27 protein-coding genes and 1 pseudogene are annotated in these 25,030 nt (G+C 53.2%); 13 read left to right on the top strand and 15 right to left on the bottom strand.

The window, feature by feature from the left end; genetic code table 11:
* Nucleotides 1-33 precede the first annotated feature (33 nt).
* Both ACTG3Z_RS06145 and deoD read left to right on the top strand, forming a co-directional pair.
* Nucleotides 34-480 (top strand): GNAT family N-acetyltransferase, encoded by a 447-nt coding sequence (locus ACTG3Z_RS06145; protein ID WP_439141940.1) that lies wholly within the window; start codon nt 34-36, stop codon nt 478-480.
* 9 nt (nt 481-489) lie between these two features.
* Nucleotides 490-1,194 (top strand): purine-nucleoside phosphorylase, encoded by a 705-nt coding sequence (gene deoD, locus ACTG3Z_RS06140; protein ID WP_439141939.1) that lies wholly within the window; start codon nt 490-492, stop codon nt 1,192-1,194.
* Here the strand turns inward: deoD and ACTG3Z_RS06135 are convergent.
* From ACTG3Z_RS06135 to ACTG3Z_RS06085, 11 genes are all read right to left on the bottom strand, one after another.
* On the bottom strand, nt 1,191-2,036 hold the full coding sequence (locus ACTG3Z_RS06135) for an urea carboxylase-associated family protein (RefSeq protein WP_439141938.1): 846 nt from the start codon (nt 2,034-2,036) through the stop codon (nt 1,191-1,193). The genes deoD and ACTG3Z_RS06135 overlap by 4 nt on opposite strands.
* Before the next feature lie 86 nt (nt 2,037-2,122).
* Nucleotides 2,123-2,902 (bottom strand): succinate dehydrogenase iron-sulfur subunit, encoded by a 780-nt coding sequence (locus ACTG3Z_RS06130; RefSeq protein WP_375264293.1) that lies wholly within the window; start codon nt 2,900-2,902, stop codon nt 2,123-2,125.
* A gap of 12 nt (nt 2,903-2,914) precedes the next feature.
* Entirely contained in the window at nt 2,915-3,232 is a 318-nt protein-coding gene (locus ACTG3Z_RS06125) for a succinate dehydrogenase (RefSeq protein WP_439141936.1), read from the bottom strand.
* Nucleotides 3,232-5,037, bottom strand: coding sequence for a succinate dehydrogenase flavoprotein subunit (sdhA, locus tag ACTG3Z_RS06120; protein ID WP_439141935.1), 1,806 nt, complete (start codon nt 5,035-5,037; stop codon nt 3,232-3,234). Before sdhA ends, ACTG3Z_RS06125 begins: the two co-directional genes overlap by 1 nt.
* A 17-nt stretch (nt 5,038-5,054) precedes the next feature.
* Entirely contained in the window at nt 5,055-5,426 is a 372-nt protein-coding gene (gene sdhD, locus ACTG3Z_RS06115) for a succinate dehydrogenase, hydrophobic membrane anchor protein (RefSeq protein WP_439141934.1), read from the bottom strand.
* Nucleotides 5,427-5,439: 13 nt separating this feature from the next.
* Nucleotides 5,440-5,823 carry a succinate dehydrogenase, cytochrome b556 subunit gene (gene sdhC / locus ACTG3Z_RS06110; RefSeq protein WP_375264297.1) on the bottom strand — a complete coding sequence of 128 codons (384 nt, stop codon included), beginning with the start codon at nt 5,821-5,823 and terminating at the stop codon, nt 5,440-5,442.
* 152 nt (nt 5,824-5,975) lie between these two features.
* The gene (locus tag ACTG3Z_RS06105; protein WP_439141932.1) at nt 5,976-6,671 is read right to left on the bottom strand and encodes a DUF4344 domain-containing metallopeptidase; all 696 of its coding nucleotides are present in this window, start codon (nt 6,669-6,671) and stop codon (nt 5,976-5,978) included.
* Nucleotides 6,668-7,699, bottom strand: a complete 1,032-nt coding sequence (locus ACTG3Z_RS06100; protein WP_439141930.1) for a MaoC family dehydratase — start codon at nt 7,697-7,699, stop codon at nt 6,668-6,670. The genes ACTG3Z_RS06105 and ACTG3Z_RS06100 overlap by 4 nt, the downstream gene beginning before the upstream one ends.
* A complete protein-coding gene (locus ACTG3Z_RS06095; protein WP_439141928.1) occupies nt 7,699-7,905 on the bottom strand; it encodes a DUF1737 domain-containing protein in 207 nt (68 codons plus the stop codon). Before ACTG3Z_RS06095 ends, ACTG3Z_RS06100 begins: the two co-directional genes overlap by 1 nt.
* A 3-nt stretch (nt 7,906-7,908) precedes the next feature.
* Entirely contained in the window at nt 7,909-8,454 is a 546-nt protein-coding gene (locus tag ACTG3Z_RS06090) for an NnrU family protein (RefSeq protein ID WP_439141927.1), read from the bottom strand.
* Between the two features lie 6 nt (nt 8,455-8,460).
* Nucleotides 8,461-9,318 (bottom strand): HpcH/HpaI aldolase/citrate lyase family protein, encoded by an 858-nt coding sequence (locus ACTG3Z_RS06085; protein ID WP_439141926.1) that lies wholly within the window; start codon nt 9,316-9,318, stop codon nt 8,461-8,463.
* 388 nt (nt 9,319-9,706) lie between these two features.
* Here ACTG3Z_RS06085 and ACTG3Z_RS06080 point away from each other — a divergent pair.
* A pseudogene (locus tag ACTG3Z_RS06080) lies at nt 9,707-9,946 on the top strand (hypothetical protein); the annotation flags it as partial.
* Here ACTG3Z_RS06080 and ACTG3Z_RS06075 read toward each other — a convergent pair.
* Nucleotides 9,943-10,710, bottom strand: coding sequence for a sulfite exporter TauE/SafE family protein (locus ACTG3Z_RS06075; RefSeq protein WP_439141925.1), 768 nt, complete (start codon nt 10,708-10,710; stop codon nt 9,943-9,945). The pseudogene ACTG3Z_RS06080 and the gene ACTG3Z_RS06075 overlap by 4 nt on opposite strands.
* A 142-nt stretch (nt 10,711-10,852) precedes the next feature.
* On the opposite strand from ACTG3Z_RS06075, the gene mdh reads away from it, so the two are divergent.
* From mdh to lpdA, 10 genes are all read left to right on the top strand, one after another.
* The gene (gene mdh, locus ACTG3Z_RS06070; protein WP_439141924.1) at nt 10,853-11,815 is read left to right on the top strand and encodes a malate dehydrogenase; all 963 of its coding nucleotides are present in this window, start codon (nt 10,853-10,855) and stop codon (nt 11,813-11,815) included.
* A 243-nt stretch (nt 11,816-12,058) separates the two neighbouring features.
* A complete protein-coding gene (gene sucC, locus ACTG3Z_RS06065) occupies nt 12,059-13,255 on the top strand; it encodes an ADP-forming succinate--CoA ligase subunit beta (protein WP_439141922.1) in 1,197 nt (398 codons plus the stop codon).
* A 6-nt stretch (nt 13,256-13,261) separates the two neighbouring features.
* Complete coding sequence (locus ACTG3Z_RS06060) at nt 13,262-13,465, top strand: hypothetical protein (protein WP_439141920.1); 204 nt, start codon at nt 13,262-13,264, stop codon at nt 13,463-13,465.
* Between the two features lie 53 nt (nt 13,466-13,518).
* Nucleotides 13,519-14,031 carry a succinyl-CoA synthetase subunit beta gene (locus ACTG3Z_RS06055; protein ID WP_439141919.1) on the top strand — a complete coding sequence of 171 codons (513 nt, stop codon included), beginning with the start codon at nt 13,519-13,521 and terminating at the stop codon, nt 14,029-14,031.
* Between the two features lie 11 nt (nt 14,032-14,042).
* On the top strand, nt 14,043-14,924 hold the full coding sequence (gene sucD, locus ACTG3Z_RS06050) for a succinate--CoA ligase subunit alpha (RefSeq protein ID WP_375264309.1): 882 nt from the start codon (nt 14,043-14,045) through the stop codon (nt 14,922-14,924).
* Between the two features lie 102 nt (nt 14,925-15,026).
* On the top strand, nt 15,027-17,990 hold the full coding sequence (locus ACTG3Z_RS06045) for a 2-oxoglutarate dehydrogenase E1 component (RefSeq protein ID WP_439141918.1): 2,964 nt from the start codon (nt 15,027-15,029) through the stop codon (nt 17,988-17,990).
* A 3-nt stretch (nt 17,991-17,993) separates the two neighbouring features.
* Nucleotides 17,994-19,484 (top strand): 2-oxoglutarate dehydrogenase complex dihydrolipoyllysine-residue succinyltransferase, encoded by a 1,491-nt coding sequence (gene odhB / locus ACTG3Z_RS06040; protein ID WP_439141916.1) that lies wholly within the window; start codon nt 17,994-17,996, stop codon nt 19,482-19,484.
* Nucleotides 19,485-19,690: 206 nt separating this feature from the next.
* Nucleotides 19,691-20,674 carry a glycosyltransferase family 2 protein gene (locus tag ACTG3Z_RS06035; protein WP_439141914.1) on the top strand — a complete coding sequence of 328 codons (984 nt, stop codon included), beginning with the start codon at nt 19,691-19,693 and terminating at the stop codon, nt 20,672-20,674.
* Nucleotides 20,671-21,060: an MAPEG family protein gene (locus tag ACTG3Z_RS06030; RefSeq protein ID WP_439141912.1), complete on the top strand. Its 390-nt coding sequence runs from the start codon at nt 20,671-20,673 to the stop codon at nt 21,058-21,060. Before ACTG3Z_RS06035 ends, ACTG3Z_RS06030 begins: the two co-directional genes overlap by 4 nt.
* 88 nt (nt 21,061-21,148) lie before the next feature.
* A complete protein-coding gene (gene lpdA, locus ACTG3Z_RS06025; RefSeq protein ID WP_439141911.1) occupies nt 21,149-22,537 on the top strand; it encodes a dihydrolipoyl dehydrogenase in 1,389 nt (462 codons plus the stop codon).
* Nucleotides 22,538-22,570: 33 nt separating this feature from the next.
* Here the strand turns inward: lpdA and ACTG3Z_RS06020 are convergent, their stop codons facing one another.
* Genes ACTG3Z_RS06020 through ACTG3Z_RS06010 form a run of 3 tightly spaced genes read right to left on the bottom strand, consistent with a single transcriptional unit; the run spans nt 22,571 to nt 24,917 of the window.
* Nucleotides 22,571-23,308 (bottom strand): lysophospholipid acyltransferase family protein, encoded by a 738-nt coding sequence (locus ACTG3Z_RS06020; RefSeq protein WP_439141909.1) that lies wholly within the window; start codon nt 23,306-23,308, stop codon nt 22,571-22,573.
* Nucleotides 23,305-24,207 (bottom strand): cell division protein FtsX, encoded by a 903-nt coding sequence (locus ACTG3Z_RS06015; RefSeq protein WP_439141907.1) that lies wholly within the window; start codon nt 24,205-24,207, stop codon nt 23,305-23,307. Before ACTG3Z_RS06015 ends, ACTG3Z_RS06020 begins: the two co-directional genes overlap by 4 nt.
* On the bottom strand, nt 24,204-24,917 hold the full coding sequence (locus tag ACTG3Z_RS06010; RefSeq protein ID WP_439141905.1) for a cell division ATP-binding protein FtsE: 714 nt from the start codon (nt 24,915-24,917) through the stop codon (nt 24,204-24,206). The genes ACTG3Z_RS06015 and ACTG3Z_RS06010 overlap by 4 nt, the downstream gene beginning before the upstream one ends.
* Nucleotides 24,918-25,030 lie beyond the last annotated feature (113 nt).

Raw genomic sequence — 25,030 nt, 5'->3', positions numbered from 1 at the left:
ACCCTTTCGCGCGGCGGCCCTACCGTCGCGTGCATGAACACATCTCTTAAAATACGCCCGCTTGAACAAACCGATGAGGCAGATTGGCGCCGACTTTGGACCGCTTATCTCGAGTTCTATGAAAGCTCGGTCAACGAAGACGTCTATGTCACTACTTTTGAACGGCTTATCGACCCTGCGAACACACAGCAATGCGGCGCGCTTGCGCTCTTTGAGGATCGCCCCATAGGGCTCGTCCACTGGATTTATCATCCACATAATTGGAGGATAGAGGACGTTATATATCTCCAGGATCTCTACGCTGATCCCTCCGTACGCGGCATAGGTGTTGGGCGTGCCTTGATCGAACATGTCTATGATGTCGCTGATCAAGGCCAAACACCAACTGTCTATTGGATGACCCAAGAATTCAACACAACCGCGCGTCAGCTATATGATCGCATCGCAAGCAAAACCGTTTTTGTGCAATACAAACGCTAGGATCCCCTCATGACCATTCATATCGGCGCAAAGCCTGACCAGATCGCTGAAACCGTGCTTATGCCGGGCGATCCATATCGCGCAAAATGGGCGGCTGAGACCTTTCTGGAGGGTGCGGAACTCGTCAATGAAGTGCGTGGGATGCTTGGCTTTACTGGCACTTGGAAAGGAAATCGCGTCACGATCCAAGGAAGCGGGATGGGCATGCCATCTTTATCGATCTACGCGAACGAACTTCTGAAAGATTACGGCGCAAAGACGCTTATTCGCATCGGATCATGTGGCGCAATGCAGCCCTACGTCGGAATTCGCGACGTCATTATCGCAATGACCTCATCCACCCTCTCCACTCCTTCACTCGGCTTTTTCAAAGAGTTGAACTACGCGCCTTGTGCCGATTGGGGCCTGCTACGCGCAGCAGTGACTGCGGCGGAAGCGAAAGGCACGAAAACTCATGTGGGCGGCATTTATTCTGCAGATGTTTTCTATGATGAGCGCCCAGATCTGAACGAGCAAATGACGCGCCACGGCATCTTGGGTGTCGAGATGGAAGCAGCCGAGCTCTACACGCTCGCCGCCCGCTACGATGCGCGCGCGCTGGCTGTCTTAACCGTGTCGGATCACTTGATCACAGGCGACGCACTCCCCTCCAAGGATCGCGAAAGCAGTTTTGGCGAGATGGTTGAGATCGCTTTAGAAGCGGCCTTCGCCTAGCGACCATGTGTGCCGTCGTACCCATTGGGTTGCGGCGGCTCCCACCCTTCGAGCGCACCTTCACGCGGTTTAAACACTTCAACCAAAAGCGGATGGCACTGCGCTTCATCGCTAGAATGCTCAGCTGAGCAATCCCCACCGGGACAAGCGCTCAACGCGCCAAGCAGGTCGATTTCAGCGAATAGTTCTAAATAATCGCCCGTCCGCACTGGGCTGGCTTTCATGAAATACTGCCCAGTGTCGCGCGTAAATCCTGTGCACATAAAGACGTTTAAAACGTCATGCACATGCGGCTCCGCCTCGTTCAAAGGTACTCCCAAATGATTCGCAAGCGCGCGCGTCAGATTGGAATGACAGCAGTGATGATAGTGGGTTCCAGACAATAAATTGCCCGTATACGGATCACAACGCGTTCCAATCACGTCGTGAACAGAGCCGCCATAAGGATCAATTCCATACCAGCCCAGCGTATCTGTCGTCACAGTCGCCATCGGGCGCAGTTTTGGAAAAGAACTCCACATACTCTCGCCCTTGGTAATATGCGTCCCATGCAGAGCGCGGGTTTTTCCTGTGTAAAACCGCTCTGTTAAGTCATTTGCATTCCACAGGTTCAGATCACCAACTTGAGGCCCCTCAGGGCAGGACATGCGAAAGAAATGGCCCGCAGGTATATCAAACGTACGCGCATCGCGTGCAGGCACAAGGGTTTCACTGATTTTCGTCGCACCCTCACGCGCATCGGTGTAAAGGGTCATGTCGCGGCGCGGCAAACCATCGACAGGATAACAAATGACGGGTTCAATATTCCATCGCGCTTCAGCGTCGCTAGGTTGGTTTGGCATTTTGCTCTCCTTGTCTTCGGGCATAAGAAAACCCGCCGCACCAGAGTACGACGGGCTGTTCTGACTTTTCTAGAAAAATCGCGCGCTTAAACGGTACGCTCAACCATCATTTTCTTGATTTCTGCGATTGCCAGCGCTGGGTTTAGCCCCTTCGGGCATGTCTTTGCGCAGTTCATGATCGTGTGACAACGATAGAGTTTGAATGGATCTTCGAGTTCATCCAAACGCTCGCCCGTCGCCTCATCACGGCTATCAATGATCCAGCGATACGCATGCAGCAATGCTGCTGGCCCAAGATAACGATCACCATTCCACCAATACGATGGGCAGGACGTTGAGCAACATGCGCACATCACACATTCATACAAGCCATCAAGCTTCTTGCGATCCCCAATGGATTGCTTCCACTCTTTCGCAGGGCGATTTGTCTTCGTCTCAAGCCACGGCATGATAGATGCGTGCTGAGCATAGAAATGAGTCAGATCGGGGATCAAATCCTTCACCACAGGCATATGCGGCAGCGGGTAAATTTTCACGTCACCCTTCACTTCATCCATACCGTAAATACAGGCCAGCGTGTTGATGCCGTCGATGTTCATCGCGCAAGAGCCACAAATCCCTTCACGGCAGGAGCGACGGAACGTCAACGTCGGATCAATCTCGTTTTTGATCTTGATCAACGCGTCCAAAATCATCGGGCCGCAATTGTCCATGTCGACCCAATACGTATCAACAGACGGATTTTTGCCATCATCAGGGTTCCAGCGATAAATCTGGAACTTGCGGATATTATTCGCACCCTGCGGCTTTGGCCAAGTTTTGCCAGTCGTCATACGGGAATTCTTGGGGAGGGTCAGTTGTACCATCGTCTCACTCCTTTACAGAAACAGGCCTAGGCCGTTTTTGGAAATGCATTGCACCGTTTCAGGGCGCGATGCGATTGTCGTTACAGTTTCGACGGTCTCGGGCGTGACACCCGTTGCGCCCGCCTTTGCGATGTCGAAAATTTCAAAGCGCGATGCATTATCAATCACACAATCGGTCACAGGTGCAGCGTTCACCCCTGGAAACCTTTGAGCAACCACACCGTTCACAACACCTTTTGCAGTGTTGCGCGCAACTGTATCGGCTGCATCATTCGCTTGCACGCAAGCGCCAAGCGAAACAGCGACAGACAATGCTATCAAGACACGCATTAGAACGTCCGCTCTTTAGGTGCGATCTTCGTCAACCTAATACCGCCTTGTGCTTCGGACGTCAGCGGGTCTGTCACAACTGGCCGGTGGCTCAAGGCAACGTCCTTGCCATCGACGCGGCTGATCGTGTGCACTCGCCAGTTTTCATCATCGCGTGTCGCGTAATCCTCATGCGCGTGTGCACCGCGGCTTTCTTTGCGTGCTTCAGCACCGACAATCGTCGCCAAAGCATTCGGCATCAAGTTTGTCAGTTCCAGCGTTTCCATCAAGTCAGAGTTCCACACAAGTGAGCGATCCGTCACTTTGAGGTCATCTACTTTTGCGGCAACGTTCGTCATCTTTTCAACGCCTTCTTTAAGCGTCTTATCCGTGCGGAAGACTGCTGCGTCTTCTTGCATGGTTTTCTGCATCTCAAGGCGCAACTCTGCCGTCGGTGTAGCACCATTGGCGTTGCGCAAACCATCAAAACGGTCAAACGCGTAGTCAACAGAGGCTTGGTTCAGTGTCGCACTTCCTGCATCTGCATCCACGACCTTACCCGCGCGAATTGCAGCCGCACGGCCAAAGACGACCAGGTCAATAAGCGAGTTAGAACCAAGACGGTTCGCACCGTGAACAGAGGCACACCCTGCTTCGCCAACAGCCATAAGACCCGGCACAACAGCATTGGGATCTTTCGCAGTCGGGTTCAACACCTCACCAAAGTAGTTCGTAGGAATGCCGCCCATGTTGTAGTGAACCGTCGGCAGAACTGGGATCGGTTCTTTGTTGACGTTTACACCCGCGAAAATCTTGGCACTCTCTGAGATACCCGGCAGGCGCTCTGCGAGAGCATCAGCAGGGAGATGCGACAGGTTCAGGTGAATATGATCCCCACCCGAGCCAACGCCGCGTCCTTCGCGGATCTCCATCGTCATGCAACGTGACACGTAATCGCGCGGCGCGAGGTCTTTGTAGTTGGGCGCGTAACGCTCCATGAAACGCTCGCCTTCAGAGTTGGTGAGATAACCGCCCTCCCCACGTGCACCTTCGGTGATGAGACAGCCAGAACCGTAAATGCCCGTCGGGTGGAACTGCACGAACTCCATATCCTGTAGCGCAAGACCCTGACGCGCAACCATGCCGCCGCCGTCGCCCGTGCAAGTGTGCGCAGAGGTGGCTGAGAAATAGGCACGGCCATAGCCACCTGTCGCTAGCACAACCATCTTCGCGTTGAAGACATGCATCGTGCCGTCGTCGAGCTTCCAGCAGACAACGCCTTGGCATTGGCCGTCTTCGGACATGATCAGATCAATCGCGAAATACTCAATATAGAATTCCGCGTTGTTCTTTAGGGACTGACCGTAAAGCGTATGCAGAATGGCGTGACCTGTGCGGTCCGCAGCAGCGCATGTGCGCTGAACGGGAGGGCCTTCGCCAAATTCTGTCGTGTGACCACCGAAAGGACGTTGATAAATTTTGCCCTCTTCCGTGCGCGAGAAGGGCACGCCGTAGTGCTCAAGCTCATAAACCGCTTTGGGCGCTTCGCGCGCAAGGTATTCCATCGCGTCTGTGTCACCCAGCCAATCAGAGCCTTTGACAGTGTCATACATATGCCACTGCCAGTTATCAGGCCCCATGTTGGACAAGGACGCGGCAATGCCGCCCTGCGCCGCGACTGTGTGCGAACGTGTTGGGAACACTTTGGTTACGCAAGCGGTGCGCAAACCCTGCTCTGCCATGCCAAGCGTCGCGCGCAAACCAGCGCCACCAGCGCCAACCACCACAACATCATAGTCGTGGGTTTCATATTCATAAGCTGCCATCTGGGATGCTCCGAAACTTAAAGGGCGAGTTTAGCGATAGCGAAAATGCCAACCGCTGCTGCGCCGTAGCTGAGGCATGTGAGGAGAATGATGAGGACTTTCTGCATGAGACCATGCACGTAGTCTTCAATCAGCACCTGCGCGCCGTCATTGAAATGTTTGAACCCAACAAGGATCGTCAATGCTGCAACAATCGCTGGGAAGGGTCGCGCGAAGTACGCTGTGACCTCTGCGTAGCTGGACCCAAGGATCCCGCCAAAGGTGAAGATGAACATCGGCACGAGAAAGAGCAAAGCGACAGAGCTTACCTTCATCGACCAAAAGTGATGTGTCCCAGATTTTGCGCTGCCCATACCGGTTGCGCGTTTACGGTCTGTTAAGAATGCCATGTCTCGCGCTCCCTTAAATGATGATGACTGTGAGAAGCGTCAGCACGATAGAGCCGCCGATAACCGCGTAGCCCATCTTTTCTGCTGTTTCGATCTCAAGGCCAATCGCATTGTCCCAGATCAAGTGACGCACACCTGCAAGCGTGTGATACCACATGCCAAGGAGCGAGAAGAACAGGACCAAATCGCCGAACCAGCTGGTCAGGAAGCCGTTTGCAACTGCGAAGTAACTTTCCGATGTTGCAGCGGCCAAAAACCACCAAACAATCAGTAGCGCAGCAATGAGCATCGCATTGCCTGTGATCCGTGTGAGAATGGAAGTCATCGACGTCAATTGCGGACGATAGATAGATAGATGCGGTGAGAGCGGGCGATTGCCCCTGTTCACATCAGCCATGGCTGTTTCCTTTTCGTGTCCCTTACGTCTGTTTTAGCGTATTATTCGCTGCTGTCACCTAACAGGGGATAAACAACGCGCGGTAAATTGGCACAATTTGCAGAAATTTCCAAATTTGTGATCACACGCAAAGTTTGCGTGATCACAAATTTCTAATTTACCCCAAGCTGAGTCGCAACATCATCAAGCCAGCCTACGAGTTCACGACACATTGTAATGCTCTGTGCATCCAGATCGTAAAACGCATTCGCCTCGCCGCAGCCTTCAATTTTGACCGATATATCACGCGGCCATTTGAATTCAGCGTTCAACGCTTTGATTTCCTGTGCAATCATCGGCATCTCAGCCTCGCCGCCGAGCACTAACTGGCCTGTGAAACCGGCATGCGCACTCATATCATCCAGCACCGCATGCCAACTGTCAGCAGCCAGCGCAAATTCGTCTTCGCAACCGTCCGCACGCTCCTGAGGCAACTCCAAATCCTGCGCGAACTCTTCGCGCCCGTCGGGATCAGCGCCATAAAACAAGCAAACCGTGTTGAAATATCGCTGTTCATCCGGCCCATGCGTGTCCCAGAACGCAGGTTCGTTTTGCGCTTCCGCCCAGAACAAACTCGCACTGTCATAAGCAATCACTTCAGCATCATCGCTTTCATAAAGCGCATCAATCAGAAGGATCGACAATGAATCCGCGGCATCTTCCTCTTGGCCAAAGATCGGAACGTCCATTTGATGGATCACCGCATGCCCAAGTTCATGGTAAAAGATAGCGAGCAAGTTGTTTTCGGTAAAATCTGCCAGCGCCGGCAGTGGGAAAAGTGCCAAAGACAAAATACATGCGCGGATCACTTTGGCATCACCGCCCAGTAATCGAGATCCAGTAGAACCTGCGGCATGTATTTGCCATTTTCCTGCTTCAACTGAAATGCAGCATCACCCTTATAGGCCACCAAACGCATCCGCACTGCACCTACACCCGGCGCATCTGTATCCGCTTTGTCGAGCACCTCAGACCACGCGCGCACCGTGTCCCCACTGAAACATGGGTTTGCATGCGCGCCGCCATTTAGCCCAACAATCATCTGCGCATTTGCCAAACCATTGAACGACAATGCACGCGCCATCGAAATCACGTGACCGCCGTAAATCAAGCGCTGTCCGTCATCACGATGCGTCGCATCAAAATGCACTTTCGCTGTATTTTGCCAAAGACGCGTCGCCATCATGTGCTCCGCTTCTTCGATCGTAACGCCATCCACGTGATCAATCTTCTCGCCAATTCTATAGTCATCCCAGCGATGCGGCTCACCAGAAAGTGTCGTATCGTAGTTGGTGAAATCAAGCCCATCTGGGATAACAAGATCTGAGATGTCTAAAGTGCCCTTTAGCTCTGGGACGACAGTTTCAGGTGCGGGCGCATGTTCATCGCGTTTGCGTACCATGACCCAGCGCACGAATTGCATGACGGGTTCATCATTTTGATTAACCCCAGACGTGCGCACATAAACCACTCCGGTCTTACCACTAGAGTTCTGTTTAAGACCAATCACCTCAGACACAGAACGCAGCGTATCACCCGCATAAACAGGCTTTAGCCAACGACCCTCTGCATAACCAAGATTGGCAACAGCATTTAGCGAAATATCAGGAACGGACTTTCCGAAAACCACATGAAATGCAGCCAAATCATCGAGCGGGGATTCAGGTAGCCCGCTCGCCCGCGCGAAGGTATCGGATGAATAAAGCGCGTGGCGTGCAGGATAAAGCGCGTGATAAAGCGCGCGCTCACCACCTGACACAGTGCGCGGCACCGCATGGTGGATCACATCACCAATAGCATAATCTTCGAAAAAGCGGCCCGCGTTGGTTTTGAGCATCATTGAGCCCCTAATTTCATCTCTGATGTGTACTCGGCATCGACATCCTTAGTCACTGCCTGACCGCAGCGCATGATGCCTTTAACAGGATCGAACGTTTGCGTAGGCGAGCCATAGAGCACCCACCCCTTCGCCAAAGCATCGCTAACTTTGTGGCAAAACGCGGATGTGTCGTCCTCGCTGAGGAAGCGGTAAATCTTACTCATGTCCTAGCCCCCGAACGGTGAGACGCCCAAAAGCGCATGAATCACTGTAATCACGATAAAAGAGACAACAGTAATAATGATCAGCAGCTTGTCCTTCTTGGGATCACCGGGCTCGGGGCGCACCCACTCTTGGCTGCGGTTGATCAAAATAACCGACAGAACCGCCCAAACCAACATACCGCCGAACAAAACGATTGAGGCGAGATCACCATTTACTAATAAATGCGCGATCGCCCAGATTTTCACGGCCGTCAGCTGCGGATGGCGCATCTTGCCGCGCAAACGACCTGTTGTCGCGCTCATGCCAAAGACGAACAAAGCCACCAACATCAAAAGGTTATTGATATGTGTGAGAAAAGCAGGTGGCGACCAAACCGGAATAAACTCAGCCCAGCGGTAGCCAAAGATCATCAACAACAAGCCAAGCACGATCCCGATAGTGACAAGACCTTTCCCTTTTTCTCCAAGCTTCGCGCGATGCGCGGGCATCAGACGTTTGTAAAAATGGGCAAGGCTCCACAGGATCAGTCCGAGAATTAAAAGGGTCATGGCTGGCTATTCCTTTGTTAGCGCGTCTATCGCTTTCGCTTTTGCCAGTATTTCACGTGCGCTTGCAACGTGTAGGTTTTCCACAATCCGTCCATCTACAACCGCAACGCCTTGGCCGGCGGCTTCAATCTCTTCGAATGCTGCGATCTGGCGCTCTGCCAATTCAATCTCGTCGGCACTTGGCGCGAAAGCGTCGTTGGTGACAGCCACCTGTGCAGGATGGATCAGTGTTTTGCCGTCAAACCCCATGTCACGCCCCTGCTCGCACTCGGCTTTCAGGCCTTCATCATCTTTGAACGCATTATAGACGCCATCGACGATAACCAGCCCTTCAGCTTTGGCCGCAAGGAGGCAAAGTTGAAGCGACGTAAGCATAGGCATACGATCTGCGCGCGCACGGCATTGCAATTCCTTCGCAAGGTCATTGGTGCCCATGACCATACCCTCAAGCTTTGAATGAGACGCGATTGCGCTGGCGTTTAGCATACCACGCGGCGTTTCCATCATCGCCCAGATTGCCAAATCACCGGTGATCGCTGCCAGCGCGTCAAGATCCGCGGGGCTTGCAACTTTCGGCAACAGAACGGCATCTGCGCCCATGTCTGTAACAGCCTTGGCGTCATCCGCACCCCATTTTGTGTCGAAGCCGTTGATCCGAACGATTTTGAAACGCGCGCCGTATCCCCCTTGATCAAGCGCTTCCTTCAAAGTTGCACGCGCTGCGACCTTTTCATCGATCGTAACCGCGTCCTCTAAGTCAAAAATGATAGCATCGACATGCAATCCACGAGCCTTATCCAAAGCACGCGGCTTGGATGCAGGGATGTAAAGAACGGAACGAAACGGGCGCTGACGCAAATCCATGGGAAGGTCCTGTCTGTAGGCTTGTAATAAAGTTGCGTGACGATGCGCATTTATTTTCATTTCATTCAAGCTGAAAATGCCGCGACGCAGCGAAAAAGGCTAAAATCCACTCTAGTGCGTGCAGAACGTACGGTACTTTAACCTTATCTATACAAGTGCTCAGGCATGCTGGTTTTCATCGATCTTACTAAAGCGTTCTTAGTCCCTCCCAGTTAGGGGCGCTTTGTGAGATCGGGCTTATGACCAAATTGGCGCGCCTCCTCTCACGCTTAGGACGCGAAATCAGCGCCATTTTCAAAAGGATGACGCTATGAATAAACAAATGATTATTGGTGCGCTCGGATTTGGAATTCTCGCACTCGCAGCCACAACCGGCTTTGCCTAAAACACGCGAAACTGCGCACCCCGCGACATTGTGGTGGAGCGATTGGCCAGCAAATACGGCGAAGCGCGTCAATCTATCGGGATTGGCGCGAACAACTCTGTCGTTGAAACGTTTTCTTCGCAAGAAACCGGATCTTGGACGATCACGGTGACAATGACCAACGGCACCACTTGTTTGGTTGCATCGGGGCAAAGCTTTGAAGCCGTGCTCGAAGTTTTGCCAACCGCAGGCAACGATGCTTAAGTCAACGCGTCAAAGATCAATTTGGTGCCTGTGATCGCCAAAAATACATAAGTTATGGCATAAAACAGATTTTCAGGCACCAAATAATGCGCCTTTACGCCAAGCCACGCCCCAAGCAAAGCAAAGGGCGCGAGGACCAAATCTACCAACAGTAAATCTAGCGTAAAGATGCCTAGAAACGCGTAGGCTGCCGCCTTCAGGCCATTCACAATCCAGAAAACCAGCACAGTGTTGGCTTGGTATTCTGTTTTGCTTAATTTCAGTGACAACATGTAAATCGCAACAGGTGGCCCACCTGCGTGGCTGACAAAACTGGTGAAACCAGCCGCTGTCCCGGCAAGCAGTCCGGCTTTGTCACTGAGCGGACGCTCGGAGATCTTGATCAAACCACGCGCTTTTGCAGATTGCCAAATGACGAACAACAAAGACATTGCGCCGATCAAAAAACGGATCACATCATCATTCGCAACGCGATAGAGCAACGCGCCGATAATGATCCCAGGAAGCCCACCTAAGATCAAGAGCTTTGCGGACGGCCAATGCCACTTGCGCCAATAGGGCCCTAAAGTGGCGACATCAATCAGCATTAGCAGCGGCAACATCAGACCCAACGCCTGTCCAGGTGGCAAAATCAGTGCAAGAATCGACGCGGATGCAAACGCCGCTCCAGAGCCAAATCCACCTTTGGATATCCCAGCAAAGACGACTGCAGGGGCTGCGATTGCAAAAAAGCTCAAATCCCAGATCACTGCCCTGCCTTTCATTTTTCTTGATCTACTATGGCTTTAGCCGCCATTGCTTGCTCTTTCCAGCCTACACAATTTCAACGCTGCAGCGCAGCACACTTGCGCGAGCGCGCAGAAAGCACTAGCCATGCGCCAAATTTAACGGACCGGAGAGAGATCCATGGCCAGACCTAAGATAGCACTGATCGGTGCAGGACAAATTGGTGGCACACTCGCACACCTTGCAGCGTTGAAAGAGTTGGGCGACATCGTCCTCTTCGATATTTCCGAAGGCACGCCTGAAGGCAAAGCCCTCGACATCGCAGAATCAGGCCCTTCCGAGGGTTTCGACGCCGCAATGTCCGGCACGCAGTCCTATGAGGATATCGCAGGTGCAGACGTTTGCATCGTGACAGCTGGCGTTCCGCGCAAGCCCGGCATGAGCCGCGATGACCTGCTTGGCATCAACCTCAAGGTTATGAAATCCGTCGGCGAAGGCATCCGCGATCACGCGCCAAACGCATTCGTCATCTGCATCACCAACCCGCTCGACGCGATGGTTTGGGCGTTGCGCGAATTCTCTGGCCTACCACATGAAAAAGTGTGTGGCATGGCGGGTGTTCTGGATAGCGCGCGCTTCCGTCACTTCCTTTCAGTCGAATTTGGTGTTTCCATGCGCGACGTCACTGCCTTTGTTTTGGGCGGTCACGGCGACACGATGGTCCCACTTGAGCGCTATTCTACTGTTGCGGGCATTCCTTTGCCTGACCTCGTTGAAATGGGTTGGACAACTCAAGACAAACTCGATGCAATCGTTCAGCGCACCCGTGACGGCGGCGCAGAAATTGTTGGCTTGTTGAAAACAGGCTCTGCTTTCTACGCACCTGCAACATCCGCGATCGAGATGGCCGAAGCCTTCCTGAAAGATCAAAAGCGCGTTTTGCCGTGTGCGGCCTATGTTGACGGGGCTTACGGCCTTGATGGTTTCTACGTTGGCGTGCCGACCGTAATCGGTGCCGGCGGCGTTGAAAAAGTTGTCAACATCAACATGAACAAAGATGAGCAGGCGATGTTCGATAAATCCGTCGACGCCGTCAAAGGTCTCGTCTCTGCATGTAAAGAGATCGATCCTTCACTCGCATAAGATCTCCCAACAAACGACGACAATTGCCTCAGAGGTTTCCTCTGGGGCTTTTTTATGTGCGATGAGTCGTTCCGATAGGTTTCGTTGCGAAACCTTCTTCGTATGAAATTTTTGTGATCACAGAAAATTTGCGTGTGATCACAAATGTGCGAAATATCGTACTCACCGCATTTTATCGTTTAATCTAGCCTTAATACACAGACTATAGAGGGCAGCAATAGAAGCAAGACGGGACCGTTTCTCATGAACATCCACGAATACCAAGCCAAGGCACTGCTCAAGAGCTACGGCGCGCCAGTTTCAGATGGCCGCGCTGTGCTCAAAGCGGAAGATGCGAAGACAGCCGCCGGCGAGATGGACGGCCCGCTTTGGGTTGTCAAAGCGCAGATCCACGCAGGTGGTCGCGGCAAAGGCACCTTCAAGGAAGCCGACGCAGGCGAAAAAGGCGGTGTACGCCTTGCTTTCTCAGCAACGGAGGCTGCCGAAGAAGCCAAGAAGATGCTTGGCCGTACACTGGTTACACATCAGACTGGTCCTGCGGGCAAACAAGTGAACCGCATTTATATTGAAGATGGTTCTGATATCGAAGCGGAGCTCTACCTCGCGCTGCTCGTTGATCGTCAAACATCCCGCATCTCTTTTGTCTGCTCTACAGAAGGTGGCATGGACATCGAAGAAGTGGCCGCATCCACACCTGAAAAGATCATCAGCTTTTCGGTTGATCCGGCAACAGGTTATCAAGCGTTCCACGGTCGCCGCATTGCATTCGAACTCGGCCTTAAAGGCGCGCAAGTGAAACAGTGCGTTAAGCTGATGGGTCAACTTTACCAAGCCTTCGTAGAAAAAGATATGGAACAGCTAGAGATCAACCCGTTGATCGTTCTTGAAGGTTCCGGCGATCTTAAGGTTCTCGACGCAAAAGTTGGTTTCGACGGCAACGCTTTGTACCGCCACGCGGACATCATGGCATTGCGCGATGAAACAGAAGAAGACAGCAAAGAGCTTGAAGCGTCCAAATATGACCTCAACTACATCGCACTTGATGGTGAGATCGGCTGCATGGTCAACGGTGCCGGTCTTGCGATGGCAACGATGGACATCATCAAACTCTACGGTGCAGAGCCTGCGAACTTCCTAGATGTTGGTGGCGGTGCAACGAAAGAGAAAGTGACAGAGGCATTCAAAATCATCACCTCGGATCCACAGGTCAAAGGCATTCTCGTGAACATCTTTGGCGGTATCATGCGCTGCGATGTAATCGCAGAAGGCGTTGTCGCTGCGGTGAAAGAAGTCGGCTTGAAGGTCCCGCTTGTTGTGCGACTAGAGGGTACGAACGTGGAAGAAGGCAAAGCCATCATCAACAACTCAGACGTCGACGTTATCGCGGCGGATGATCTTAAAGACGGTGCTCAGAAAATCGTCAAAGCTGTAAAGGGATAGAACATTATGACACGTATTATTGTAGCAATCGCACTTATCGGTTCTTTGACGGCATGCGGCATGTCGCGTGACACGACGAACTTGCCGGTACGCAATGGCCCGCAAACGCAAAACCCCAACTTGCCCTTTGATCCAAACCAACCAAACGGTGAAATGATCAACTCTCCTCGCACAACGTTCGGTGTGAACAACAACGGCTTTATCGGCTAAGCGTCTATCAGCTGCGAAAGAACCGCCCAAAGCGGGGTATGAAGGGAAACACTTTGCTTCAAAAAAGCATCATCACACTTGCAAGCATCTTCTTTGCAAGTGTCGCTGCGGCAGGCACAACCGTGCCCTCCAAAGCGATGCGTGGTTTTGCGAGCCATTGTTTCTCTCCTTTTTTGACGGCTGATAAGGCGGCGGCACGTCTTGGAATAGATGGTGTTCGCTGGGAGTTTTACGATCTAGATCCGTTTTCCAGCGTGGCACCATCTCCAGTAGATGGGCGCGCTGCAACCGACGGCACAGATAGACGATGCGAAGTGGCCTTTGACGGCGATCACGCGGTTCAAGCCGCAAAAACCGCTGTCGACGCGCTTACGGAGCAAGGAATAGTTACCCCAGCCGCGCTCCCAAGTTTCTTTCAATCAACCACAGGGACTGAGGTGCTCGCTGCGCGCCAGCTCAACCCCCGCCGCATAGCAGTTGTCCACGTCGGGACCCGTGAAGGGTCCAACGGCATCGAAACATTCATGACAGTGGAGCGGCTTTTGCCCTCCGAACTCAAAGATTAAGGAGCCAGAAAATGGCAGTCCTCGTAGACGAAAACACAAAAGTCATCTGTCAGGGTCTTACCGGCTCGCAAGGCACGTTCCACTCCGAACAGGCGATCGAGTACGGCACGAAAATGGTTGGCGGCGTGACACCCGGCAAAGGGGGCAGCACACATTTGAACCTGCCTGTTTTCAATTCCGTGCACGAAGCCAAGCACGTGACAGAAGCCAATGCGTCAGTGATTTACGTCCCACCCCCCTTCGCGGCGGATTCCATTCTGGAAGCCATCGACGCGGAAATGGAGCTGATCGTTTGCATCACAGAGGGCATTCCAGTTCTGGACATGATGCGCGTACAGCGCGCGCTTGAAGGTAGCAGAAGCCGCCTGATCGGCCCCAACTGCCCAGGCGTTATCACGCCAGATGCGTGCAAAATTGGCATTATGCCGGGCCATATTCACAAGCGCGGCTCTTGCGGTGTTGTCTCGCGCTCCGGAACGCTGACCTATGAAGCGGTTAAGCAGACAACAGATCTTGGCCTTGGTCAGTCCTCTGCTGTTGGTATTGGCGGCGACCCCATCAAAGGCACAGAGCATATCGACGTGCTCGAGATGTTCTTGGCTGATCCTGAGACGACCAGCATCATCATGATCGGTGAAATCGGCGGCTCTGCTGAAGAAGAAGCAGCCCAGTTCCTTGCGGATGAAAAGAAGAAGGGTCGTTGGAAGCCAACAGCTGGTTTCATCGCGGGCCGCACAGCCCCTCCCGGCCGCCGCATGGGCCACGCTGGCGCGATTGTTGCGGGCGGCAAAGGCGGCGCTGAGGACAAGATCGAAGCGATGCGCTCTGCTGGTATCGTTGTCGCAGATAGCCCAGCAACACTTGGCGAAGCCGTGATCGAAGCGATCGGTTAACCAACAAGTACCAAACGCTTGGGCCAATTGGCCCAAGCCTACAAAAGTTTTGGCCCTACTCAGGGCTGCATTCAGGAAACGGCCCCCGATGGGAGAGCAAGAATGACCGACCAATCATCGAACGATCAGTTTCACGCGTCCAGCTTTATGCAAGGCCACAATGCCGAGTATCTTGAACAGCTCTATGCGCAATACGCGAATGACCCGAACGCGGTTGATGCGGCGTGGCAGGACTTCTTTGCTCAGCTTGGCGACACCGACCTTGACGTAAAGGCGGAGGCAGCTGGCCCCTCTTGGGCACGCGCCGACTGGCCACCAATGCCAAATGACGATCTGACGGCGGCGCTTGATGGCCAATGGCCAGCGCAGCCGGAGACCAAGGCCGCGGGCGACAAGATCAAGGCCAAGGCCGCAAGTGCGGGTGTTGAGGTCAGTGACGATAGCATCAAGCGCGCCGTTCTAGATTCCATTCGTGCGCTTATGTTGATCCGTGCTTACCGCATCCGTGGTCACCTCGCTGCGGATCTGGACCCACTTGGCATGCGCGAAGCCAGCAAACATCCCGAGCTAGACGCAAAATCCTATGGCTTCACCGAAGCGGACATGGATCGCCCGATTTTCATCGACAACGTGTTGGGACTGCAAATCGCCTCCATGCGTCAGATCGTAGACATCGTGAAGCGCACCTATTGCGGCACATTTGCGCTGCAATACATGCATATTTCAGATCCTGAACAGGCAAGTTGGCTCAAAGAGCGCATCGAGGGTCTCGGCAAAGAGATCCAGTTTTCGCGCGAGGGTCGCAAAGCGATCCTGAACAAGATGGTGGAAGCCGAGGGCTTTGAGAAGTTTCTTCATGTCAAATATATGGGCACCAAGCGCTTCGGCCTTGATGGCGGCGAAAGCTTGATTCCTGCGATGGAACAAATCATCAAACGTGGCGGCGCATTGGGTGTCCAAGATATCGTGATCGGCATGCCGCACCGTGGCCGTTTGTCTGTTTTGGCAAATGTGATGAGCAAGCCTTACCGCGCCATTTTCAACGAATTCCAAGGTGGTAGCTTCAAGCCAGAAGACGTCGACGGTTCGGGCGATGTGAAATATCACCTCGGAGCGAGTTCAGATCGCGAATTTGATGGCAACAGCGTACACCTGTCTTTGACGGCGAACCCCTCGCACCTTGAAGCAGTAAACCCTGTGGTGATCGGTAAAGTTCGCGCGAAGCAGGACCAGCTCAACGATGAAGAGCGCACCAAAGTGATGCCAATCCTGCTTCACGGTGATGCGGCCTTTGCGGGTCAGGGCGTCGTGGCAGAGTGCTTCGCCCTTTCCGGCCTGCGCGGTCACAAGACCGGCGGTACCATGCATATCGTCGTGAACAACCAGATCGGCTTCACCACCGCACCGCATTTCTCACGCTCTTCACCATACCCGACAGACAATGCGCTGGTTGTGGAGTCACCAATTTTCCATGTGAATGGCGACGATCCGGAAGCTGTTGTGCACGCGGCGAAAGTTGCGACTGAATTCCGTCAAAAGTTCCACAAAGATGTCGTCATCGATATCATTTGCTACCGCCGCTTTGGTCACAATGAAGGGGATGAACCGATGTTCACGAACCCCGTCATGTATAAAAAGATCAAAACCCATAAAACCACACTGAGCCTGTATACAGAGCGCTTGGTGAAAGACGGTCTCATCCCTGAGGGAGAGATCGAGGATATGAAAACCGCGTTTCAAGCGCATCTTAATGATGAATTTGAAGCTGGCAAAAACTACAAACCGAACAAGGCCGACTGGCTTGATGGCAAGTGGTCCCATCTCGATCGTATGAAAGAGAAAAAGTACCAACGCGGCAAAACTTCAATCACACCAGAGACACTTGCGCAGCTTGGAACCGCGCTGACACGCGTACCTGATGGGTTTCCAATGCATAAAACGGTTGGCCGTTTGCTTGATGCGAAGTCCAAGATGTTTGAAAGCGGCGAAGGCTTTGATTGGGCAACTGGTGAATCCTTAGCCTTTGGATCGCTTCTTACAGAAGGTATGGCCGTGCGTTTGTCTGGCCAGGACAGCACACGCGGAACTTTCTCGCAGCGTCACTCGGGCTTGGTGAACCAAGAAACTGAAGAGCGTTATTACCCGCTGAACAATATCCGCGAAGGTCAGGCCCGCTATGAAGTCATCGACTCGATGCTTTCGGAGTATGCGGTTCTTGGGTTTGAGTACGGCTACTCGATGGCCGAACCAAATGCGCTGACACTTTGGGAAGCACAGTTTGGCGATTTCGCCAATGGCGCGCAGATTATGTTTGATCAGTTCATCAGTTCTGGTGAATCCAAATGGTTGCGCATGTCGGGTCTTGTTGTTCTGCTGCCTCACGGTTTCGAGGGCCAAGGTCCAGAGCACTCTTCCGCGAGATTAGAGCGCTTTTTGCAAATGTGTGGTCAGGACAACTGGATCGTTGCAAATTGCACGACACCTGCGAACTATTTCCACATCCTGCGCCGACAGCTACATAGATCGTTCCGTAAACCGCTGGTCTTGATGACGCCCAAGTCGTTGTTGCGTCACAAACTGGCTGTCAGCAAGGCCGACGAGTTCACAACAGGTTCCAGCTTCCACCGTGTTCTCTGGGATGACGCACAATATGGTAACTCAGACACAAAATTGGTTGCGGATGACAAGATCAAGCGCGTCGTGATGTGCTCTGGCAAGGTCTATTACGATCTGCTGGAAGAACGTGACGCGCGCGGTATCGATGACGTCTACATCATGCGTTTTGAGCAGTTCTATCCTTTCCCCGCAAACTCTGCGGTGAAAGAATTGGGCCGTTTCACCAATGCGGATATGGTATGGTGTCAAGAAGAACCCAAAAACCAAGGTGGCTGGACCTTTATGGAGCCGAACCTTGAATGGGTGCTATCGCGCATCGAAGCAAAACATCAGCGACCTGTATTTGCAGGTCGCTCGGCAAGCGCCTCTCCTGCGACAGGTTTGGCCAGCATACACAAAGAACAACAAGCAGCTCTGATTGACGAAGCGCTGACACTGGAAGGGAAGTAACCCATGAGCACTGAAATTCGCGTTCCAACACTGGGCGAGTCGGTCACAGAGGCAACTGTCGCCACATGGTTCAAAAAGCCCGGCGATAGAATTGCTGTAGATGAAATGCTTTGCGAGCTTGAAACAGACAAAGTCACAGTAGAGGTCCCTGCCACGGCAGCGGGCGTCATGGGCGACATCATCGCCGCAGAGGGTGAAACTGTTGGTGTAGACGCGTTGTTGGCAACGATTGTCGAAGGCTCTGGTGCAGCAAGCGCTCCTGCCAAAGCAGACAAAGCACCGGCCAAGGCGGAAAGTGAGAGCACCGAAAGTGTAGATGTCATGGTCCCAACTTTGGGCGAGTCAGTGACAGAAGCGACAGTAAGCACTTGGTTCAAAAAGGTCGGCGATACAGTCGCGCAGGACGAAATGCTGTGTGAGCTGGAAACCGATAAGGTGTCCGTCGAAGTCCCCGCACCGGCATCTGGCGTTCTCTCAAAAATTGTCGCGCCTGAGGGCACTACCGTCGATGCCTCTGCAAAACTTGCCGTTATTGGTGGCGCAGTTGCCAGCGCAAGTGATGCCCCATCCGCTCCAGCAGCTGAAACAGGTGGCAACAGCGGCAAAGACGTTGAAGATGCGCCATCCGCAAAGAAAGCAATGGCTCAAGCAGGTGTGTCTCGCGATGCAGTGACCGGCTCAGGCCGCGATGGCCGCATCATGAAAGAGGACGTCGCCAAAGCACTTGCTGCGGCACCTGCCCCAAGCGCTGCGCCGGCAAGCGCACCGCGCGCACCTGTCACGGCCGACGATGCTTCGCGCGAAGAACGCGTAAAGATGACTCGCCTGCGCCAAACAATTGCGCGACGCTTGAAAGAAAGCCAGAACACAGCAGCAATGCTCACCACCTACAATGAGGTCGATATGACCGAAGTGATGGCGCTGCGCAAAGAGTACAAAGAGCTGTTCGAAAAGAAACACGGCACGAAGCTTGGCTTCATGTCCTTCTTCACCAAAGCCTGCTGCCACGCTCTGCGTGAAGTGCCTGAAGTGAATGCCGAAATTGATGGCACTGACGTGGTTTACAAAAACTTCGTCCACATGGGTATTGCCGCTGGCACGCCGACTGGTCTTGTTGTTCCGGTCATTCGTGACGCAGATTCCATGTCCTTCGCAGACATCGAAAAAGCGATCTCGGAAAAAGGTAAACGCGCGCGCGACGGCAAACTCTCAATGGCAGAAATGCAGGGTGGGACGTTCACCATTTCCAATGGCGGCGTATACGGCTCTCTCATGTCTTCGCCTATTTTGAACCCGCCGCAGTCGGGCATCCTTGGCATGCACAAGATCCAGGATCGTCCTATGGCGATCAATGGTGAAGTCGTGATCCGCCCAATGATGTATCTCGCCCTGTCCTACGATCACCGTATCGTTGATGGCAAAGGCGCGGTCACCTTCCTTGTTCGTGTGAAAGAAGCACTGGAAGATCCGCGCCGCCTGCTTATGGATCTGTGATCCAACCCGATGGCCTACCTGCAACCCAAAACGCTAACCTGCCCAAGCTGCAGTTTTAGCGCTGAGGTGAAATGGGTCGTCGGTGTCGGACCAAATAGCAAACCCGGAGAGACGCCCTATCGGCGTCTCCATCATATTGCGCCGTTCACACGTGATCCCGAGGATCGGAATATTTTGATCTGTCCTGAGTGCAAAGCAATTGTCACATGAGCCCTACTGAGAAAACATGCGTGGTCGCTTGTATGCGCAACGAAGGGCTCTTTATCGTTGAATGGGTCGCATATCACCGCGTCATCGGCTTTGACGACGTGGTGATCTGTTCCAACGATTGTACTGATGGTTCTGATATTTTGCTCGACGCGCTTCAAGCAGTCGGGGCACTCACGCATTTGCGCCACACAGTACCTGCAAACAGCACCCCACAAGACAGCGGTATCCGCACTGCATTTTCGCATCTTGCGGAAACCGACGTTGAATGGCTCGCCCATATAGACGCCGACGAGTTCATCAACATCGGGCTCGGGGACGGCAACGTTTCAGATTTACTCAACAGCGCCGGCGACGGCGACGTAATCGCACTACCTTGGTGGGCTTATGGCGACAATCATCACACCGCTTGGCCCGGCGATGTGTTAAGTCAGTTCACCCAAGCGGAAGATCACCCTTCTGAAAAGCGCGTGAAGTTTAAATCCATGTTTCGCTTTCGCAAATTTAGCCATGCGAACGATCACATGCCAATCGGCACTAAAAAGCCTGTCCCTGACGTACGCTCCGCTCTTGGCGCACGCTTGAGTGATGAAGGGCTCTATGATCAAAAGCGCTCTAAGTATCGCCCGCTTGATCTTGCACTCAAGCCAAAGGCAGCTTGCATAAACCATTACGCAGTCCCGTCGCGTGACGTCTACTTGATGAAGAACGACCGCGGTGATGGGCAAGGTAAAACAACTGACAAATACCATCTTGGATCGCGCTGGCATCAGATCGCCAACCAAAATTCGAAACGAAACACGTCGATCCAACGCCACCTCGCAGCCACTCAAGAAGAAATAAAACGCCTGCGCGCCTTTCCAGACATCGCAAGAGCCGAACACGCCTGCCAAGACTGGTTCAATACGCGCAGCAAGGCTATTCTCACAGCTGATCAAATCAGAAAATGGTCAAAACCAAACGCAAGGAATGCAAAAACATGACACCTGAACTCATGGCTCTCACGCTCGCTGCACTCCTGCAAGTCCTGCAGTTTTGCGCATATTCGGTGGCTTCCATCATGCAAGTTGGGGTGAACAAGGCTGCTGGCCCACGCGACAAGGCCATTGTGCTGACAGGCACCGCTGGCCGTCTGCAACGCGCGATGAACAACCACTTTGAAGGCCTCATCCTCTTCACTATCGCTGTCGTCGTCATCACATACACTGACCAATCTGACAGCAAAACTATGCTCTTCGCCTTCACATATCTCGGGGCGCGTATTCTATACGTCCCCGCCTACGTCTTCGGGCTCGCGCCATGGCGCTCGCTCATCTGGGTCATTGGACTGGCTGCGACCGTTGCCATGCTCATTTCGGCCCTGATTTGACTCTTCATTTTTCCAAATAAACTCTGGGGGAGACTCGGCGCGCCGAGACGGGGGCAAAGCCCCCCTCCCAAAACAAAAAGGATCCATCATGTCTGACTATGACGTTATCATCATCGGTTCTGGTCCCGGCGGCTATGTCTGTGCGATCCGTTGCGCACAACTTGGCCTAAAAACAGCGTGTGTTGAGGGGCGCGATACGCTCGGCGGCACATGTTTAAACGTTGGCTGTATCCCGTCCAAAGCGCTCTTGCACGCGTCACACCAGCTGCACGAAGCCGAACATAACTTCGCTAAAATGGGGCTCAAAGGCAAAACGCCGTCCGTCGACTGGACACAAATGCTCGCCTACAAAGACGAGGTAATCGAGGGCAACACTAAAGGGATCGAATTCCTGTTCAAAAAGAACAAGATCGACTGGCTCAAAGGCTGGGGCAGCATTCCTGAAGCAGGCAAAGTCAAAGTCGGTGATGAGACGCATAGCGCGAAAAACATCATCATCGCATCTGGATCAGAACCCTCCTCACTGCCAGGGATCGAAGTCGATGAAAAGATCGTCGTCAGCTCAACAGGCGCGCTTGAACTGGGCAAGATTCCAAAGAAGATGGTTGTAATCGGCGCAGGTGTCATCGGACTTGAGCTAGGCTCTGTCTATGCACGTCTCGGCGCTGATGTGAGCGTCGTTGAGTTCCTCGACACAATCACACCTGGCATGGACGCCGAGGTGCAAAAATCTTTCAAACGCATCCTTGAAAAGCAGGGGCTGAAATTCGTGCTTGGTGCCGCCGTTAAAGGCGTTAGCACCAACAAGACCAAAGCCAAGGTCACCTATAAACTGCGCAAAGACGACAGTGAACATGTGATCGACGCGGACACTGTGCTTGTGGCAACAGGGCGCCGCCCCTTTACCGACGGTCTGGGTCTTGAAGCACTGGGCGTTGACATGTCAGAGCGCGGCCAAATTAAAACGGGCGGCGATTGGCAAACCAATGTCAAAGGGATCTATGCCATTGGCGATGCTATTGACGGTCCAATGCTCGCACATAAAGCCGAAGACGAAGGCATGGCCGCCGCTGAGCAAGTCGCAGGCAAACATGGGCATGTGAACTACGGTGTTATTCCAGGTGTGATCTACACCCACCCAGAGGTCGCTAATGTTGGCAAGACAGAGCAAGAGCTGAAGGAAGCTGGCGTAAACTATAAAGTTGGTAAGTTTTCCTTCATGGGCAATGGCCGTGCAAAAGCGAACTTTGCCGCAGATGGCTTTGTAAAAATCCTAGCGGATAAGGACACAGACCGCATTTTGGGGGCGCATATCATTGGGCCAAGCGCAGGTGATCTTATTCATGAGGTCTGCGTTGCGATGGAATTTGGTGCCTCTGCAGAAGATCTCGCCATGACCTGTCACGCGCATCCCACCTATTCAGAGGCCGTGCGCGAAGCCGCGCTCGCCTGTGGTGATGGTGCAATCCACGCCTAAAAAACGATTGATTTTTCGACAAACGTCGGGCTCTTAAATATCGAAACCCGCTTCGCGCATCAAAGCATTGGAGCGGGTTTCAACACGTTCTTCCAAAACGCGCATAAATTCACTGCGTTCCAAGCCCGCTTCAATCGGTTCCAAAAATTCAACAACCGCGACACCGGGCTTGCGATAAATACCGGTCTTTGGCCAAAAAACACCCACATTGGTTGCGACGGGATAACAAGTCTGTCCCATCTGCTCATAAAGCACGCCTGTACCAACCTTATAGGGCAACTGTGAACCCGGCGCGACGCGGGTCCCTTGGCTGTAAATGATCAACTGACCTGCTTCGAGCAATCCCGCTTTCACGTCTTTGACCATCTTTTCGATAGCCGCGCCACGTTTGCCGCGATCAACTGCGATACAGTTTAGAAGCTTGGCATACTGACCAATCACGGGCGTCCACAAAATCTGCTTTTTCATAATAAACTTGCCAGCAGGAATCGCTGTAAAAATCATCATGATATCAAGAAAGCTCTGGTGTTTCGCCGCAACTAGCCCCGGCTCTGTCGGGGGTGTCCCACGTACTTCGACCTTTAAGCCGACCATCCAACTGGCCGTCCAAAACACCCAACTGCTATAGCTTTTGCAGCACGCGCGCGCGCCACGCTTAGAGAACAATGCCCACGGCGCGAACAAAAGCCCGATGATCGGCATCATGAAATAGATCTGTCCAACAAACAGGAGTGAGCGTAACCATTGCACCGGGTTCTTCTTCTCGCTCATGTAAGGCTCCTAAGCGTATTGTGCGCTGCCAGGCGGGTCGCAAAGAATGCAACGACCGCGGCTAAGATGGGTATCAAGATCAGCAAAAACCAATGCGCGCCCTGTAGGCCAAGTCCCGTCAAAAAGCCACCTTCTTCAGAGGCGCTCGGTAAAAGCAAAAGCGCAAACGCCCCAAACAAAGTACCACCCGCAGCCCCTGCAAGTGCGCGAAGGGTGAAACGGCGCATAAACGCCTGAGCAATATAGCTGTCGCGCGCGCCAACCAGACGCATCACTGCGATCACTTGCGCGTTGGCTGCGAGCGCTGCGTTGGCCGCCAATGTTATCATGGCACCCGTGGCAAGGGCGATCAGGACGATCGAAACCCAACCCAGCAAGCGCAATGAACTGGCCGCTGATACAAGCGGGCCGCGCCAACGTCCGTGATTGTCAAGCACCGCACCCGGCACTTCCCCCGCAAGGCGTAAACGCAAGCCATCCCCATCGAAACCTTTCACTGTTTCGATCACTTCGATCATCTGCGGCAACGGCAATGCATCAAGCGGCAGTTCTGGGCCGAACCAAGGAGCAAGCAACGCACGTTGCTCATCCAAAGAAAGTGCGCGCGCCGATTCAACGCCTTCAGTCGTGCGTAGGACGTTCAAGGCCGCTTCTGTTTGTGCCGCCATTTGCTCAGCAGGTGCGGAAATACGCACAGTTGCGCTCCGCGCCAGTTCATCACTCCAAAGATCCGCGAGCCGCCCTGCAGCAAGGGAAAGAGCCAAAGCAAAAACTACCAAAAAAGCCATCGCAGCAGCACTGAACACTGTAAGCCGTACAGTAAAACCGGTCGGCGGCACGGCTTTTTCAGCCTGTGCGTCGCCTATCGCGAAATCAATGACCGAGCGAAGCACACTCATAAGTCTGCCCCCGCAAGCTGCAAGCGACGCTCTGAAATGCGCAGCACGCGCGCTTGCACGTGGTTTTTGGCAGCTCGGATCAAGCCCAAATCATGGGTCGCGATCATGATCGTTTTGCCCATGCGGTTGAGTTCAATCAGCAATGTCAAAAGCCTTTGTGACATTTCCCAGTCCACGTTTCCTGTCGGTTCATCCGCCAAAATGACATCCGGCGACATGATCAAAGCGCGTGCAAGGGCTGCGCGTTGACGCTCACCACCTGACAATTCCGGCGGTAGCGCGTCTGCACGAGACGTAAGGCCAACCCACCCCATCAGTTCCTTTAGATTTGCGTCATCATCAAGCGCTTCATGGCCGCTTACCGTTAAAGGCAATGCAAGGTTTTCGCGCAAAGTGAGATGGTCAAGAAATTGGCAATCTTGATGCACAACGCCAACGCGACGCCGCGCCAGAGCAATGTCATCACGGCTCATTTGACGTACGTCTTCCTCAAAAATCCGCACAACGCCGGATGAAGGCACCAAAGCGCCGTAGCACAATTTCAAAAACGTCGTTTTGCCAGAGCCTGACGGGCCCGTCAAAAAGTGAAACGACCCCGGTGCGAGGCGCAATGAGACCTCATTGAAAAGCTCTCCGCCGCTGTAGCTATGAGCCACCCTTTCGAACTCGATCAACTTTCGACCTTTCTGACGCATCACTTCCGCGCGCATATCGGAGCGCGAAATAATTAACCTGTTGTGCCTGAGCTTGCCGTTGGTTTCAATCACCTGTCTGCGCAGATGATTTATGAGCGCAGCACTGCTTGTTTGATTGGGATTTACGA

Source organism: Planktotalea sp., from assembly GCF_965659345.1.
Lineage (GTDB): Bacteria > Pseudomonadota > Alphaproteobacteria > Rhodobacterales > Rhodobacteraceae > Planktotalea.
This window is presented reverse-complemented; position numbering and strand designations above follow the sequence as displayed.

Excerpts from the sequence above, each read along its gene's own strand:
- ACTG3Z_RS06145 (WP_439141940.1), top strand. The coding sequence starts at position 34 with ATGAACACATCTCTTAAAATACGCCCGCTTGAACAAACCGATGAGGCA.
- deoD (WP_439141939.1), top strand. The coding sequence starts at position 490 with ATGACCATTCATATCGGCGCAAAGCCTGACCAGATCGCTGAAACCGTG.
- ACTG3Z_RS06135 (WP_439141938.1), bottom strand. The coding sequence starts at position 2,036 with ATGCCAAACCAACCTAGCGACGCTGAAGCGCGATGGAATATTGAACCC.
- ACTG3Z_RS06130 (WP_375264293.1), bottom strand. The coding sequence starts at position 2,902 with ATGGTACAACTGACCCTCCCCAAGAATTCCCGTATGACGACTGGCAAA.
- ACTG3Z_RS06125 (WP_439141936.1), bottom strand. The coding sequence starts at position 3,232 with ATGCGTGTCTTGATAGCATTGTCTGTCGCTGTTTCGCTTGGCGCTTGC.
- sdhA (WP_439141935.1), bottom strand. The coding sequence starts at position 5,037 with ATGGCAGCTTATGAATATGAAACCCACGACTATGATGTTGTGGTGGTT.
- sdhD (WP_439141934.1), bottom strand. The coding sequence starts at position 5,426 with ATGGCATTCTTAACAGACCGTAAACGCGCAACCGGTATGGGCAGCGCA.
- sdhC (WP_375264297.1), bottom strand. The coding sequence starts at position 5,823 with ATGGCTGATGTGAACAGGGGCAATCGCCCGCTCTCACCGCATCTATCT.
- ACTG3Z_RS06100 (WP_439141930.1), bottom strand. The coding sequence starts at position 7,699 with ATGCTCAAAACCAACGCGGGCCGCTTTTTCGAAGATTATGCTATTGGT.
- ACTG3Z_RS06095 (WP_439141928.1), bottom strand. The coding sequence starts at position 7,905 with ATGAGTAAGATTTACCGCTTCCTCAGCGAGGACGACACATCCGCGTTT.
- ACTG3Z_RS06090 (WP_439141927.1), bottom strand. The coding sequence starts at position 8,454 with ATGACCCTTTTAATTCTCGGACTGATCCTGTGGAGCCTTGCCCATTTT.
- ACTG3Z_RS06085 (WP_439141926.1), bottom strand. The coding sequence starts at position 9,318 with ATGGATTTGCGTCAGCGCCCGTTTCGTTCCGTTCTTTACATCCCTGCA.
- ACTG3Z_RS06075 (WP_439141925.1), bottom strand. The coding sequence starts at position 10,710 with ATGAAAGGCAGGGCAGTGATCTGGGATTTGAGCTTTTTTGCAATCGCA.
- mdh (WP_439141924.1), top strand. The coding sequence starts at position 10,853 with ATGGCCAGACCTAAGATAGCACTGATCGGTGCAGGACAAATTGGTGGC.
- sucC (WP_439141922.1), top strand. The coding sequence starts at position 12,059 with ATGAACATCCACGAATACCAAGCCAAGGCACTGCTCAAGAGCTACGGC.
- ACTG3Z_RS06060 (WP_439141920.1), top strand. The coding sequence starts at position 13,262 with ATGACACGTATTATTGTAGCAATCGCACTTATCGGTTCTTTGACGGCA.
- sucD (WP_375264309.1), top strand. The coding sequence starts at position 14,043 with ATGGCAGTCCTCGTAGACGAAAACACAAAAGTCATCTGTCAGGGTCTT.
- ACTG3Z_RS06045 (WP_439141918.1), top strand. The coding sequence starts at position 15,027 with ATGACCGACCAATCATCGAACGATCAGTTTCACGCGTCCAGCTTTATG.
- odhB (WP_439141916.1), top strand. The coding sequence starts at position 17,994 with ATGAGCACTGAAATTCGCGTTCCAACACTGGGCGAGTCGGTCACAGAG.
- ACTG3Z_RS06035 (WP_439141914.1), top strand. The coding sequence starts at position 19,691 with ATGAGCCCTACTGAGAAAACATGCGTGGTCGCTTGTATGCGCAACGAA.
- ACTG3Z_RS06030 (WP_439141912.1), top strand. The coding sequence starts at position 20,671 with ATGACACCTGAACTCATGGCTCTCACGCTCGCTGCACTCCTGCAAGTC.
- lpdA (WP_439141911.1), top strand. The coding sequence starts at position 21,149 with ATGTCTGACTATGACGTTATCATCATCGGTTCTGGTCCCGGCGGCTAT.
- ACTG3Z_RS06020 (WP_439141909.1), bottom strand. The coding sequence starts at position 23,308 with ATGAGCGAGAAGAAGAACCCGGTGCAATGGTTACGCTCACTCCTGTTT.
- ACTG3Z_RS06015 (WP_439141907.1), bottom strand. The coding sequence starts at position 24,207 with ATGAGTGTGCTTCGCTCGGTCATTGATTTCGCGATAGGCGACGCACAG.
- ACTG3Z_RS06010 (WP_439141905.1), bottom strand. The coding sequence starts at position 24,917 with ATGCGCGCGGAAGTGATGCGTCAGAAAGGTCGAAAGTTGATCGAGTTC.